The sequence below is a fragment of the Bradyrhizobium sp. 153 genome (genome assembly GCF_023073835.1).
GTDB lineage: Bacteria > Pseudomonadota > Alphaproteobacteria > Rhizobiales > Xanthobacteraceae > Bradyrhizobium.
In genome coordinates this window covers 1-13,112 of record NZ_JADPKH010000069.1, presented here as the reverse complement: position 1 = coordinate 13,112, position 13,112 = coordinate 1, and the positions used below count along the sequence as shown (strand labels likewise).

Annotated in this window: 10 protein-coding genes, 1 tRNA gene and 1 pseudogene; 6 read left to right on the top strand and 6 right to left on the bottom strand. The window is 61.9% G+C overall.

Annotation, left to right across the window (positions count from 1 at the left end; all coding sequences use genetic code 11):
- Positions 1 to 716 precede the first annotated feature (716 nt).
- The 4 genes and pseudogenes from IVA91_RS15355 to IVA91_RS15340 all read left to right on the top strand — a co-directional run bounded on the left by IVA91_RS15355 (position 717) and on the right by IVA91_RS15340 (position 5,004).
- Complete coding sequence (locus tag IVA91_RS15355; protein ID WP_247458915.1) at positions 717 to 3,119, top strand: hypothetical protein; 2,403 nt, start codon at positions 717 to 719, stop codon at positions 3,117 to 3,119.
- 721 nt (positions 3,120 to 3,840) lie between these two features.
- Positions 3,841 to 4,510: pseudogene (locus tag IVA91_RS15350) on the top strand (DDE-type integrase/transposase/recombinase); the annotation flags it as partial.
- A 120-nt stretch (positions 4,511 to 4,630) separates the two neighbouring features.
- Complete coding sequence (locus IVA91_RS15345; RefSeq protein WP_247418597.1) at positions 4,631 to 4,795, top strand: hypothetical protein; 165 nt, start codon at positions 4,631 to 4,633, stop codon at positions 4,793 to 4,795.
- A complete protein-coding gene (locus tag IVA91_RS15340) occupies positions 4,792 to 5,004 on the top strand; it encodes a hypothetical protein (RefSeq protein WP_247458914.1) in 213 nt (70 codons plus the stop codon). Before IVA91_RS15345 ends, IVA91_RS15340 begins: the two co-directional genes overlap by 4 nt.
- Before the next feature lie 709 nt (positions 5,005 to 5,713).
- On the opposite strand, the gene IVA91_RS15330 is transcribed toward IVA91_RS15340, so the two are convergent.
- The 5 genes from IVA91_RS15330 to IVA91_RS15310 form a co-directional block, all read right to left on the bottom strand.
- A complete protein-coding gene (locus IVA91_RS15330) occupies positions 5,714 to 6,004 on the bottom strand; it encodes a putative addiction module antidote protein (RefSeq protein ID WP_247458913.1) in 291 nt (96 codons plus the stop codon).
- A gap of 62 nt (positions 6,005 to 6,066) precedes the next feature.
- The gene (locus IVA91_RS15325) at positions 6,067 to 6,831 is read right to left on the bottom strand and encodes an outer membrane beta-barrel protein (protein WP_247458912.1); all 765 of its coding nucleotides are present in this window, start codon (positions 6,829 to 6,831) and stop codon (positions 6,067 to 6,069) included.
- Between the two features lie 1,407 nt (positions 6,832 to 8,238).
- A tRNA-Val gene (locus IVA91_RS15320) sits at positions 8,239 to 8,313 on the bottom strand.
- 157 nt (positions 8,314 to 8,470) lie between these two features.
- On the bottom strand, positions 8,471 to 9,769 hold the full coding sequence (locus tag IVA91_RS15315) for a hypothetical protein (protein WP_247275793.1): 1,299 nt from the start codon (positions 9,767 to 9,769) through the stop codon (positions 8,471 to 8,473).
- Between the two features lie 118 nt (positions 9,770 to 9,887).
- A complete protein-coding gene (locus IVA91_RS15310) occupies positions 9,888 to 10,493 on the bottom strand; it encodes a DUF1134 domain-containing protein (RefSeq protein WP_247275792.1) in 606 nt (201 codons plus the stop codon).
- Between the two features lie 139 nt (positions 10,494 to 10,632).
- Here IVA91_RS15310 and IVA91_RS15305 point away from each other — a divergent pair, with 139 nt between their 5' ends.
- Positions 10,633 to 11,127, top strand: coding sequence for a YHS domain-containing (seleno)protein (locus tag IVA91_RS15305; RefSeq protein ID WP_247275791.1), 495 nt, complete (start codon positions 10,633 to 10,635; stop codon positions 11,125 to 11,127).
- A gap of 7 nt (positions 11,128 to 11,134) precedes the next feature.
- On the opposite strand, the gene IVA91_RS15300 is transcribed toward IVA91_RS15305, so the two are convergent.
- Positions 11,135 to 11,959: a 3'(2'),5'-bisphosphate nucleotidase CysQ gene (locus IVA91_RS15300; RefSeq protein WP_247275790.1), complete on the bottom strand. Its 825-nt coding sequence runs from the start codon at positions 11,957 to 11,959 to the stop codon at positions 11,135 to 11,137.
- A gap of 203 nt (positions 11,960 to 12,162) precedes the next feature.
- On the opposite strand from IVA91_RS15300, the gene IVA91_RS15295 reads away from it, so the two are divergent.
- On the top strand, positions 12,163 to 12,816 hold the full coding sequence (locus IVA91_RS15295; protein WP_247275789.1) for a histidine phosphotransferase family protein: 654 nt from the start codon (positions 12,163 to 12,165) through the stop codon (positions 12,814 to 12,816).
- Positions 12,817 to 13,112 lie beyond the last annotated feature (296 nt).

The window sequence follows — 13,112 nt, the reverse complement described above, 5'->3', positions numbered from 1 at the left end:
CGCTCGCGCCGGATCGTGCTCCTCGCGCGTGACATATGCCCGGTTTCGAACGTCAAGTTTGACTTCCTCGGCTACTGCTTCCGGCCGCGACGGGCAAAGAACTCACAAAACGCCTCGGTGTTTTGCAGTTTTCTGCCTCGGCTCAGCGCTTCGGCGCTGAAGTTTATGCGGGCGGCAATCCGGGATTTAACCTCCGAAAACGGACCCATGTGTCAATGGCTGACATCGCTCGGCAGCTCAATCCCCTCCTGCCGGGGGATTGTGTATTACGGTCGATTCAGGCCGGCGCCTCTGGGTCAATCCTTCGATACGTCAATCAGACAATCGAGGCTTGGATGATGCGGAAGTTCAAACGCTTTATGGGGTCGCAAGGCCAAGACCGGCCGCGTTCTCGAACGACTATCTCGCGAACGTCCCGGGTTGTTCGCACAATGGAAGATCGGCATACGCGGCTCGTTCGCCTGATGGGAGCCTAGTGACGCGAGAGTCTCACGCTGGGATCCTTGAGAGGCCGGCGGTGAGATTCCGCCGGCCTACTCGCCAAAGCCGTCTGCCCGGATCTGTGAGGGCAACGCCAAATGGCCGAGCTACTCGACCACGATCCACGGCGGTGTGGGTTTCCTGTGCAACCGGAAAAACGCCCTTCGTCAGCTACTCGTCAGCCAGCCTGTCTATCCAGACAGGCTGCGCATTCTCGACTTGATTGGAGATGGAATATGACGGGCATTGGCCGATCTGGAAGATCGCGCACTGGAGATGCTGGAGCCGGATCGAGCAGTTCACGCTCGCACTCAAGTCTAGCCCCTGGGGAAGGCAGTCAATCGTTCGATTCCGTTGTGGAGCGGATGCGCTCTGGGCCCCAAGATAGAGGGACGCCCTCCGCTAGCACGGCGCGCGGTGCCGACGATGCCCTTGGCGACAGGTCTTCCGGCCCCTCCGTCGGCCCAGATCGAATCCTAGGCGCTGCGGCACGTGCAGCCGCTGCGCCACGTGCAGTCACTGCGCGGCGGCGCGGCTTTACCTCAGTGTCGGAGGGTGGAGACACGGCGCCGGTCGCCAGCCAGCCAACTTCCGGTGTGGCAGTCTCCATTTCCTCGTCAGAGGAAGAAATCAACGCAGCAAGGCGACACATGGGCCGCCTGCGTGAGGAACTTGCCGCTTGCGGTAATGCGGGCATGCAAGCCCAGAACTCGGAGGAGGCGCTAGAGCTGGCCGATCGGTTCGTCAAAGCAGGCTCGGCAGTTCTGGAGTACTACGCGAGCGTGCGCCCGGCCGTGGCGCGGAGCATTCTGTCCGACGCTAAGGCCCGTCGATACTGCTATGCCGTGCTCGATGCGGGGCATCAAGGCAAGCTTGTGGGCGGGGCGATTATCGACGCCTTGGAAAAGCGCAGAAAGAAATCGGAAAAGGTCTTCCAGCAGATTCTCGAATCCAACGCTACCCCCGACCAGTTGAGCCGAGTGGCTTCCAGTATGGTGAAGGACCATGTGCCTGTCATCGAGTGGTGGGGAAAGAAGCTGTTACGCTCGGAACGGATGCAGTCCGTCTGCGAGACCACTGCCAACTTGCCAAGCACGACGCCCGAGATGCGGAAGGCCAACCAAGCCGCACAACGCCTGCATACCGGCTCGGCACTTTATGATGGGTGCTTGTATCTGGAAGCGCGGATTAAGCTCGCGAAGCTTCTGATTGAGTCTCAGGCGAGCACGTTTGAACCAACCGTGAGGGACGCCCTCATGGATGAGAACGGGCGGGTGCGTCTGCTCGGGACCTATATCCAGGATGCTTTTCCGGCATTCCTCTCGACGTACAAAGCCGTTCTGAACGAGGACGGAGAGCCACTCGACGCAGAGCACTGCACCGTTCTGGAAGGAGTCATGGAACGGCATTCGGAATTGGCCTCAGGGGTGGAACGCATCGGTGCCAGGCTAAGGGATGCTGGAACGGATGCCGACCTTCTATTGGATCAGTTGGACCAGATCATGGAAGGTGCATGGGTCACCGCGCATCAAGTCACGCGACTTTTGGCAGTGCAGCCAAAGAGGCAAGTGGAGCCGCCTGCCCAGACTGCGATATCGGAAAAGAGCGACTTAGCGGCTGAGAACCACGCGGCGCGCAGGAAGGGGAAAGGCAAGCGCGCACCGGCCGCAGGCGAGGGGAGTTCAACGGCCAGGCTGCGCGAGCCGCAGCTCGCCAGGCCCGACGCTGCCACGGCCTCTACGGCCAAGGTTATCGTACTCTCGGATCTGGGTACGAAGAAACTCGCGAGTGCGGAGGAGGCACGCGCGAGGGCGTCATCATCGGCGACCGGGCACCTGGCGATGTGGGAGGCTCCGCCCTCCAGGAACGCACTGACGGGATTACTCAAGCGATTGGACGAGCTGCTGCAGTTCGATCTGCCGGCTCAGCAAAGCGCCGTCTCGCAAGCGCGCCAGATGAAGCCTGAGGACGCCGACCACGTCGTGGATCTCGTCCTTAAGCGCCTGCAGACGCAGGCCATCGAGATTAAGACCTGTGTAGCCGCGCTGGAGGAGCCCCGCCGACGTGGCCTACTCAAGCCTGCGCAAATGACCGAAGTGCACAACAAAATAGTCCGGCTTAAGGCGATGTTGTCCGAGGTTCAGGGACAGGCAAACTCAGTGAACGCGCAAAAGGCGGCGATCACGATCGATTGCATGAAGACCTATGCGTTTCCGTCGCAGAAGTACCTTGAACAGTTGCGGGCGGCCGAAGAACTTGCGTCTGTGTATTCACCCCAAGCCTTGAAGATCGAGCCAGCGACGCTGTTCGAGATCAAGCTGCAGCCCAAGGCGCTGCGCAGTGGTAGGACGCCAAATCCGATGTGGGTGCACATCCATACCAAGCTGCCGGTACGTGCCTCGCAGTTGGCCACGCTGGGCGTCGCCGACTTCGCCGCTTGCCACGTGAAGTCCCATGAACAGCGCGGCTACAATCGGCAATGGCAGAGCGCTCAAGCCGCCACGGGGCACGAGAACGTCGTGATCCACCGCGGCAAGCTCACGCCTGCGTTCTGTAAGTCGTTGTTGAGCATCGCCTCAGGCTACTCCCTTCCCGAGGCGGAGCACGCGTCGATGCAGTTCGCGCGCCTCAGGATGTAGTTACCTGAGTGTCTCGCGCCAGAGCGTCGCTGTGGTGACACCATCAAGCAGACCGCCACCGAGAGGAAATCCTCGATGAACTCGAAGCCGGCGCGGGCTCCTCGAACAGATCGACAACGGGGTCCGACTGAAATTCGATCGCGAGCGTGGAGACCCCGACTTCCTTTCGCTTGAAAAACAGCATCGCGGCGCTTGTCGCCGCGCTTGCGATGGCCGGGTCCGAATAGCCTAAGACCCGGCTATGCTTCAGATCGTGAATGAAGCAGTTTTGCGCATTTGTGTTCGAGATCCCATCGCCGATCGCTTCGGTAAGTGTCTGCGGCGCCGTGCTTAGCGCCCCACAACGATTGGGCTTCCCGGCCCGGAGCACCAAAATGCGGTGTAAAGGGCCAAACGCGTGCGGGCCAGCCGCACCGGGCTCTCGTGCTGGGGTGGACGGCCCTTTCCGCTACTCCGGGGGCAAGATGAGGAGTCGTCGCTGACCTCAAAGAAAGGAGACGCCGCGAAAACAATTGTTCGCATCGGTTTGAATACGTGAAGAGTGTAGTGCTTCAGCTGCATGGCGTTGACAGGACGGAGCAGCCGAGGGTTGAGGGCAGAAGGCACGGTCAAATTAACGAATTGGAGCGGCCGAGCGGGCAGACGAGCGGCATGCCAACCTCCCGGGGTTCTTTCTCGCCGTCATGGTTTCCCACCGGAAGTGATCTGCTATGCCGTTTGGATGTATTTCCCGTTTCCTTAAGCTCGCGCATTGTCGAGGAAATGCTGGCGGCGCGCGGCATTGTCGTGACCTATTAAACCGTGCGCCAGCGGGGAACCAATTCGGCAAGGCGTTCTCCTTTTGGATCCGCCAGCGCGCTCCGCGCGCGGCGACAAATGGCATCTGAACGAAATCGCTATCTCGACGCGGCCGAACAACATTGGCTCTGGCGCGCTGTTGACCAGAAAGGGCTCGTTCTCGAGGTCTTAATCCAGCGCCGAAGAGACTCGCGCGCTGCGCAGCGGCTTATTCAAGAAGGCCTTGAAATTCGGCGCCACGCCGCCGCGCGTCATGATCACGTACCAACCCAAGGGCGAGATGGGCTTTCACACCGATCGACCATCGCCACCACAAAGCTCTCAACCACCGCGCTGAGAATTCTCACCCGCCGACCCCGCGACGCGAGCGGATCATAAAGCGGCTTAAATCGTCCCGTCAGACTCAGCGGTTTCTGTCAGTTCACGATCCGGTCGCAAACCTTTTCCACGTCCCCTATTCCGGAGCCGTCACTGCCGACTTCCGTCGTGCTTCGCGCGAGCCAGCCTTTGCGATTTCCTGCGAGATCTCCGCGATAGGCGCTATCGCCGATTCTCAAACCCTGAGAAGTGCCTTCTTCGGTTCAGTGCCAGATCGCGCATGGGCTATCTCCAAAAATGGAAGCGGCAAGAGGAGAAGAAGTCCAGCGCGGGAGGATCGTGAAGATGGCTCGCCTCACCCCGCCGAGCAGATCGAGCAGAGCTACGACGACACCATGAAGGCGCTGGCCGACTATCTCACGCGCGAGCGCGACGCGGCAACCACCATTGAAATCCAGATCCTTGATCGGGACAGCCTCCGCGACGCCATCACGGAGGTCCTGGTTGACGCGCGCGTGCATCCAAGACCAAGAGCGGACGTCCCGGAGCGCGAATTATGACCGTTTGGATTTACGATCAGGGCGAGGTTCTGAAGGTCTTCGCGACCGAAGAGGTTGCGCAGGCATGGCTCGATGAGAACGATCCCGAGGGCGTCACCTTTGAGCACGAGGTGATAGGCCCGCCAGCGCGAACCTGCACCCGCAGAACAGGCCCGCCAACTGAGGCGGCGTTACTCTCTGTCCATTTCGGAGATTTACGGGCGCCTTAGAGGCTCAGCACCAGCATATACGCGAGGACCGTGGATAGAGCGCCCAATCCAACCATGGTGATTATGAAAACGAGGTCTGGCGCCGTCACGCTGCCCCCCATTTGGTTTCGCAAATCACCTGAATCTTACGCTTTACTCCGGCGGCTGCAAGCCGGGCGACATAAGCCATTCGGTCATGTGAGCGCCAACCTCGTTTTGTCGGGCTCTACGCAGTAAGGCTTCCCGCTGCGGTCCATGCGGGAGCTTCTTGGCTTGCTCGCGTAGGCTTTTCGCTTCTTCGGCAAGTCGTTCTTCCAAGGGCGAAGACTGGCTAAATCGGCGGCGCGCTCCCATGGCCTTCCTCCATGACGTAACCGGCAATTCAAACGCGAAAGTTCCGGGCCGGTTCCTCAAATCAGGCCACTGTGATTTTCAAACTAGGCCACCGTGCTCGGAAACAGGCCAGTACCCGAGGCAGCATGAGAACATTCCGCAAAACGAGAACAACGGGCTTCCATCAGGTGCGGCGGCGTCCGAGCCCCCGCGGATATGTAGGCCGCAGGTGCTACCTTATGACAGCTCCTGCGGCCGGTGCCGCGACGTTCCGCACGATCCGCGCGGCACGCCAAGTTGCTAGCACACAGGCCCGCTAGCGCGAACCGGCGGGGCTTTTGCTCTCCCGAAACGGGCTCGCGTCAGTCGAGATTGAACTTGTTTTGGAGAGCCCTGATCATGTCCTAGACGCTCCCTTGCCGCCAGTGCGTGGAACTAGTTTGATCTGCAAGCCCATGGCGGTGAGCACACTGAGAATTGTTGAAAAATTCGGAAGCCGTTGGTCGCCGAACGCGCGATAGATGCTTGTACGCTGCAGTCCAGTTTTTTTTTGAGAGTTCTGAAATGTTGAATTGTCTGAGTGCCTGCCCGATACTCCGCAAATTGTGTGAGGTTCACCCGAAGCGAGTGCCTCGTTGAGCTCAACGGCGAGCTGCGAAGGGACGTTTGGCCTGAAGGTCTTTGTCATTCGAGCCTTCCAAAGAAGATGGCCGGCTCTAAGAGCCGGCCCCTGTTCTTTTATGAAGCTGCTCAGTACCTCGCGATCGTCGGACCGCCGAACTTGTAGTTCAGGCGGACCAAGCCCATGTCAACGTCTTGGCGGATGCGGTCGCTACCTGCGAAGGCTCCAGCCGGCGTGGTGAAGTCGATCGTGCGATCGCCCAGGAAGATGTGGTTGTACTCGATGCCAACCGACCAGTTCGGAGCAAAGCCATACTCGAGGCCCGCGCCAACGGTGCCACCCCAACGGGTTTCACGCGCCGACGACAAGAGCGCGCCAGTCGGAATATCAAACACATCATACTTGTCGCCGACGACCGCGGCGCCGCCCTTGACGTAGAACAAAACATTGTTCCATGCGTAACCGACCTGCCCGGTAATCAGACCAAAAGAGTCGATGCGAGAGCGATTGCGATCAGTGCCAAACGCCAAGCTCGTGTTGTCGCCTCTGAAGTCAGCCCAGTTGCCTTGGCCTTCGAAACCGAACACCCAATTTGCCGACTGCCAGCGATAGCCAATCTGACCACCGACCGTGCCCCCGACAGCATTGTGGCAACCCTCGCCGACCAGAGCGCCTGGGACACCGAAAATGCCGGCTGCATCCACAAAATCCCAGCACTTGTGGCTTGAACCGCCGCCGCCGTTGATGCCGATGTAAGAGCCGCTCCAGTCGTAAACAGCAGCAATCATCGGAGGCGCCTTCGTATATGGCCGCGCGGCCAGATCCGCCGCACTGGCGGGAGCGACCAGCCCCAGAGTTAGTGTTCCGGCTGCAGCCGCTAAAAGCCTTTTCATGCGAGTGTCTCCCCAGAAATACGAGTTCAATGAATCGGATGCGTTTGGCTCCGTGCCCGATTAAGAGTACGTCGTTCGCCTCTACGTTGCTGTAGCCGGCTTGCAACACTCGCGGTCAAAGACGGGCGGGATTCTTCATAGTTATTAGATAGTTGCGGAAGTAAAATCCCGGTGGCGTGCACATCGGAGGCGGGCGGGCAAAAACGCCCCGCAGCGAATCGGGTTCTTCGTTTCCATGCCCACGACACGCAGTAGCTTGCTCTCCGACCGAGCTACTAGGAATCGATAATCTGCGAGGTACTTAGGATGCCGGTGATCGCGGTATGGCTGACGATCCCCTCGGTAATTTTGTCTCCAATTGGAGACAATCCTCATCCAGTCGAGCGCCCACACGCTTCCCCATCCAGACGGACTGCCGATCCGCCTGAAGCTCGCCACCACGTCCTCGCTCTGTTGAGGATCACATTTTTAAAATCGAAATGGGCACATGGTGTTTCGTGCCTGGTCGCGTCGGCATTGAGCACCTCCGCCAGTGCAGTCCGCCTCGACGAGGACCTTTATGGCCCGGACATTTCTGCGGCGAGCGATCAGCTGGGCCAGTCGCGCCCGGCTTGGCTTCATCTTCTGCTCGAGGCCGCAGACCTTCTGCGAAAGTTGGCCGGCGAGCGATGCCGGCGAGTCGCTGAAGGCTGTGCTTCGCAGATTAAGCCGCAGGCTCGATAGTTGGTCCGAAAACCGCATTCGAGATGTCTGGCACCGGGACCCCCGAGTGAAGATCCGGGCCGATGAGGTCAGCCAGCTGCGTGCGCTCGCAGAACCCAAACGCAAATCAGAGACTGTCCATGATTCTGAAGAGCTTCGAGCTACTACGCGGCGGCCTGCGTCGCCGCTCGGTGAGGTTTTTGAGGGGCGGAAAGTGTATACTTTCAACTTGTCTGCCGTCGCCATCGGTCTTACGGACGACGTCGAACGAAGCCGCTAAGATCGTGAGCGGTAATCCAACGTCAACCGTTATGGCTGCACGATGCGCCATCGCGGATGGGTGACGAGTACCGCGGATACGCACTGGCAAACGAGAACCCGTCAGCCCTATGTGGCTGGCGGGATTTTCTTTAGGCGCGCAGCCGAAGTCCTGCTGCTCGGCAGAGTGATCGCTCACCGCCTGAGAAGCACTAAAGGCAGAGAGAAACAGTGCAGGAACGTCGCAGACAAGAGCGCATCGAGACAAACGAGGTCGCCTACATCGGTTGGGTGGCGAGAACATCGGACGGTCGCACGATGAGCAGCCGAGCCGCTCCGAGGCCGTCGCGCCATCATTGCTCGCTTCGTGCCCTTGTTGTGCCCCAGCTTTTTTGGGGCACATACTCGGAGAACCGCGTCGCTAAGTGGCTGATTCCAAGGCATTAATGGTGGGCGCACAAGGGATCGAACCTTGGACCTCTCCCGTGTGAAGGGAACGCTCTCCCGCTGAGCTATGCGCCCGGGACCATCATGCAGGCGGCCGGACTTGCGGCCGGCCGGCACATTGGAGCCCGCGATTTAGAAGTGCGGGCCGAAGGTGTCAAGTTTCCAGGCGCCGTAGGGCCGGAAAACCTATCGCAAGCCATGCCATTCGCTGGTAGGCCGGGTTTCGGCCCGGTTAGGCGCCCTGCTGGCGGGCGCGGGAGGCGTGGGCCTGGAGGGCGCGGATGCGCTCGGCGAGCGTTCCACCGCCCTCGGGCAGGGTGGCCGTGGCCGCGCCGTTGGTGGCAGCATCGTTGGCCGGGCGCGGCGCCGGCTTGGCGGCCTGGCTGGCGTCGGCCGCGAGCAGCGCCTCGATCGGCGAGTTCGGGCCTTCGAGCTGCATCGCCAGCTTGGCGACCTCGGCGGCGATGTCGTTGATGCGCTCGCGCAGCAGCGCGTTCTCCATCCGCTCGGTCGCCCAGGAGCTTTCCGCCTGCTGCTGGATCGCGTTGATGTCGCGCTGGAGTCTGGCGCGCTCGTCACGCGCGCTGCGGAGCTGCTCCTCCAGCGCGGTCTTTTCCGCGCGCAGCGCTTCGAACGGGGCCGACGACTTGCCGCCGCTCAAGGCGGCGATCTCGACGCGCAGCTCCTTGATGATGCGCTCATTGCTCTCGTTGGCCTGGCGCAGCTGGTTGTTCTCATAGTCGCGCTCGGCGAGCAGCTTGCCTTGGGTGGCAAGGCGCCCCTCGAGGTCGGCGACGCGGCTCGACAGCATCTCGGCCTCCGTGACCTGCACGATGAGCTGGCGATCGAGCTCGGTGACACGCTGGCTCAGATTCTCGACGCGGCCCCGGGCATCCGCGAGTTCGCGCGAGGCGGTCTCGGATTCGGTCCGCTCTTGCGCGAGGCGCGCTTGCGTCGCGGCAAACTCCTTTTCGGCATCGCCGACGCGGTTCTTCAATTCCTCGATCTGCGCGCGCACGGCGACCAGCTCGACCTGGCGGCTCTCCGCCATCATCGAGCGGTCCGACAGTTCAGAGTTGATCTTTGCAAGCTCGGCCTGCTTGTCGGCCAGCGCAATCCCGGCGGCGCGCAGCGCCTCGGTCTTGGCGTTGAACTCCTCCTCAGTGGCGCGAAGCTGCTCCTTCACCGCCTTCTCGCGCGCCTCCAGTGCGAAGATCGTGGCGTTCTTCTCCCCTAACTCGATCTTCATGCGGTTGATGGCATCGCTCTTCTTGCCGAGTTCGGCGAGCTGGCTCGTGGTCTTGTTCTTGAGCTGCTCGACGCTCATCTCGAGCCGCCGCGCCGACATGGCGAATTCGGCGCGGAGCTGGTCCTTGTCGGCCTGGATCTCGGCCATCGAGAGCGGGGTGGCGGCCTCGAGCCGGCGCGTGGTCAGGCGCACCGCGCGGTTGTGCACCAGCGGCACGATGGCAAGCCCGCACAGCATCGAGAGCAGGAAACCGATCGCCAGGTACATGATCGGTTCGACCATGGGCCAGAACTCCCAGAGCTAAGGAAAAATTTACCAACGACAATGGCATGGGGCGCCGGCAAAAAGCCAGCCCCGCTCTGTCGTTAACCTTGATCCGTACCCAGTTGGGAGAAGAGACCTAGAACGGGTTCCAGGTCGCATTCGGCGTGAATTTGAGATAGCCGATATTGGCTCCGAGCCGCAGGCCGAGGCCGGACCGGATCGGCACCAGCACGATGTTGTTGGCGGTGAGCGCCGTCATGCCGAAGCCGCCGATGATATAGGCCGAGCCGTCGAGGCCGGCGAAGCGCTGGTAGATCGCGTTGGTGGCGGGCAGGTTATAGACCAGCGTCATGGTGCGGGCGCCGTCGCCGCCCCAATCGAAGCCGAGCGAGGGGCCCTGCCAATAGACGCGCAGATCGCCGGCGTTCTTGGTGTAGAGCGTGCCTTCGCCGTAGCGCAGGCCGGCGACGAAAGCGCCGGAACCTTCCTCACCCAGAATGTAGCCGTTCGGCAGACCCCATTGGCTGACCGCTTTCTCGATGATCGAGGCGAGCCCGCGCGAGACGTTGCCGAAGAAACGGTGGCCCGCGGTCACGAGCTCGTCCGGCCCATAGGTGTTGGGCGTCGGGGCGCGCTGCGGCGGCGGCAGGTTGGGCGGGGGCGCCTGCTGGGCGGAGGCCGGCACGATCCAGCCGATCATCGCGGCGAGCGCGAGCGCAGCAAGGCGTGATGCGAAAGTCATAAAAGAACCCCTGGTACCGAAACCGATCGCTTCCTTAACCTGACGCCAACAGGCACGGCTCTAGGTTGCGCCGGATGTCCCCTCGACTCGGATGTTATCCGCAGCAACTATGACGGCACAACGGCAGGAAGATAGCCCTTTGCGCCCCGGAATTGCCTTGATCGGCCGCCGCGTTTGCCTCGTCTGCCTGCTGGCGGGCATTTGGATCATCTGCCCGAGGTTGCCTGCAGAGGCAGCCACCACCGAGCGGATCGTCGTCAACCGCTTCAGCGGCGTCGCCATCGAGGGCTTCGATCCCGTCGCCTATTTCGTCGATGGCGCGGCCGTACGAGGGACGGCGCAGTTCGAGGCGAACCTCTGGGGCGCGGTCTGGCGCTTCCGGAACGAGGGCAACCGAGCCTCCTTCCTGTCCCATCCCGAGATCTACGGGCCACAATTCGGCGGCTATGATCCGGCCGATATCGCCCGCGGCGTCGTCGTCGCCGGCAATCCCCGCTTCTTCGCGATCGTGGCGCAGCGGCTCTATCTGTTCAGCCGGGAAGCCAATCGCGACGCCTTCGTCACCAACCCGGAGCGCTTTCTCTATGAGGTCGGCAAGCGCTGGCCCGCCCTCCAGGATAAGCTTGGCCAGTAACAGGCGGTCAGTAGCGATCTACCGCCTGCGGGTCGCCCCAGGCAATGAACTCCGGGATGATGAAGCCGCTGTCGCTGCGCTGGCCGAAGCGGAGCTCGCCTCCCTTGCCGTCGGTCACCCTGCCGCCGGCCGCGGTTACCACCGCCGCGCCGGCCCCGACGTCCCATTCCGAGGTCGGTCCGAAGCGGGGATAGATGTCGGCGCTGCCTTCCGCGATCCGGCCGAATTTCACGGCCGAGCCGACCGTCCTTCGGACGGCATTGGGTCTGGCATCGATGAACGCCTCGCTCCTCAGATCGCCGTGCGAGCGGCTCACCGCCGCGATCCAGGGCGCGCCCTGCGCCGGAAACTTGCGGGTGTGAATTGGCTCGGCCGCGCCGATGGTCGTGCCGTCGAAGCTCACGCGCTCGGCGCCGCGGCCGATGACGCCGCGCCAGAGCAGGCCGAGCGCGGGCGCGGAGACGATGCCGAGCAGCGGCACGCCTTCAGTCACCAGGGCGAGGTTGACGGTGAATTCGTCGCGGCCGGCAACGAATTCCTTGGTGCCGTCGAGCGGATCGATCAGGAAGAAGCTGCCCTGAAACGGCGGCGAGGCGAACTGGGTCCGTTCTTCCGACAGGGTCGGCACGTCGGCCGCAAGCTGCGCCAGTCCCTCCGCAATGATGCGGTCGGCGGCAAGGTCGGCCTCGGTGACTGGCGAGCCGTCCTGCTTGCCCTCGACCCGCATCGCCGCACGGTTGACGGCGAGGATCGCTTCGCCCGCCTTCACCATCAGTGCGGTGAGCGGCTCCATCAGGCCGGTTGCGGCCGCGCCGTCGATGATCCGCTTCACCTGGATGCCTCATTCATCGGCAATTTCGTCCTCCTCGACTGATTCGCCCCGATTGATTCGGTTGGGGCTTTATGGCCACCTCTCATCGATCGCAAGCTAGCTGCCGCGGCCATGCGAATGTTAGAACCCGCAGCATCCGTCAAGCATGCGTGATTCGCGGCTCCAACGCCGTGCATTCCAGGAACCCTCCAGGACCCCATTATATGTCTGACGCCTCGTCGCCCGCGACCGCTACTGCTCCAGATATGCTCGAACTCGCAGCGCTGTTGTGCTCGCGGGTCTGCCACGATCTCATCAGCCCCGTCGGCGCCATCGTCAACGGGCTCGAAGTGCTCGACGACGATCCGAAGCCCGAGGACCGCGAGTTCGCGCTCGACCTCATTCGCAAGAGCGCCAAGACGGCCTCGGCCCGGCTCCAGTTCTGCCGCCTTGCCTTCGGCGCCGCCGGCTCCTCCGGCGCACAGATCGATCTCGGTGATGCCCAGACCATGGCGCGCGGCCACATCGAGGACGGCAAGTGCTCGATCACCTGGAATCTGCCGCGGCTGCTGCTGCCGAAGAATCGCGTCAAGCTGCTGCTCAATATGCTGGTAGTTGCCCAGCACACGATCCCGCGCGGCGGCATGCTGACGATCGATCCGATCGGCGAGGGCGAGACGATGAGCTTCCGCATCACCGCGACGGGACATAATGCGCGCCTGCCGCAGAACATCTCCGAGCTCCTGAGCGGCGAGCGCGGGCCTGCCGCGGATGCGCATGCGATCCAGCCTTATTATACGCGGCTGTTGGCGCAGGCCTGCGGGCTCACCGTGAAGCTCGCGCCGGAAGGCGAAGCCATCACCGTTACCGCTTCGTAAACGCGCCTTTTCGCGCTCGGAATATTAATCCAAACTTGACGAGGCGCTTCGGCTTGTCCGGAGCGCCTTATCTCTTTGTTGGTTCCGTTCTTTTGCACATACTCAACCAATATTAAACGCTTTGCGGTGAAGCTGGCCCCATTCCGAAATGGCGCATCACGCCTCGTGCGCGCCCTTCCTGTATGAAGGCCTGTTTTTCATGGATGATCTGTTGCGGGAGTTTTTGACGGAGACCAGCGAGAGCCTGGACACCGTCGACAATCAATTGGTGAAGTTCGAGCAGGAGCCGAACAACG

Excerpts from the sequence above, each read along its gene's own strand:
- IVA91_RS15330 (WP_247458913.1), bottom strand. The coding sequence starts at position 6,004 with ATGACAAAGACCTTCAGGCCAAACGTCCCTTCGCAGCTCGCCGTTGAG.
- IVA91_RS15355 (WP_247458915.1), top strand. The coding sequence starts at position 717 with ATGACGGGCATTGGCCGATCTGGAAGATCGCGCACTGGAGATGCTGGA.
- IVA91_RS15295 (WP_247275789.1), top strand. The coding sequence starts at position 12,163 with ATGTCTGACGCCTCGTCGCCCGCGACCGCTACTGCTCCAGATATGCTC.
- IVA91_RS15340 (WP_247458914.1), top strand. The coding sequence starts at position 4,792 with ATGACCGTTTGGATTTACGATCAGGGCGAGGTTCTGAAGGTCTTCGCG.
- IVA91_RS15345 (WP_247418597.1), top strand. The coding sequence starts at position 4,631 with ATGAAGGCGCTGGCCGACTATCTCACGCGCGAGCGCGACGCGGCAACC.
- IVA91_RS15315 (WP_247275793.1), bottom strand. The coding sequence starts at position 9,769 with ATGGTCGAACCGATCATGTACCTGGCGATCGGTTTCCTGCTCTCGATG.
- IVA91_RS15325 (WP_247458912.1), bottom strand. The coding sequence starts at position 6,831 with ATGAAAAGGCTTTTAGCGGCTGCAGCCGGAACACTAACTCTGGGGCTG.
- IVA91_RS15310 (WP_247275792.1), bottom strand. The coding sequence starts at position 10,493 with ATGACTTTCGCATCACGCCTTGCTGCGCTCGCGCTCGCCGCGATGATC.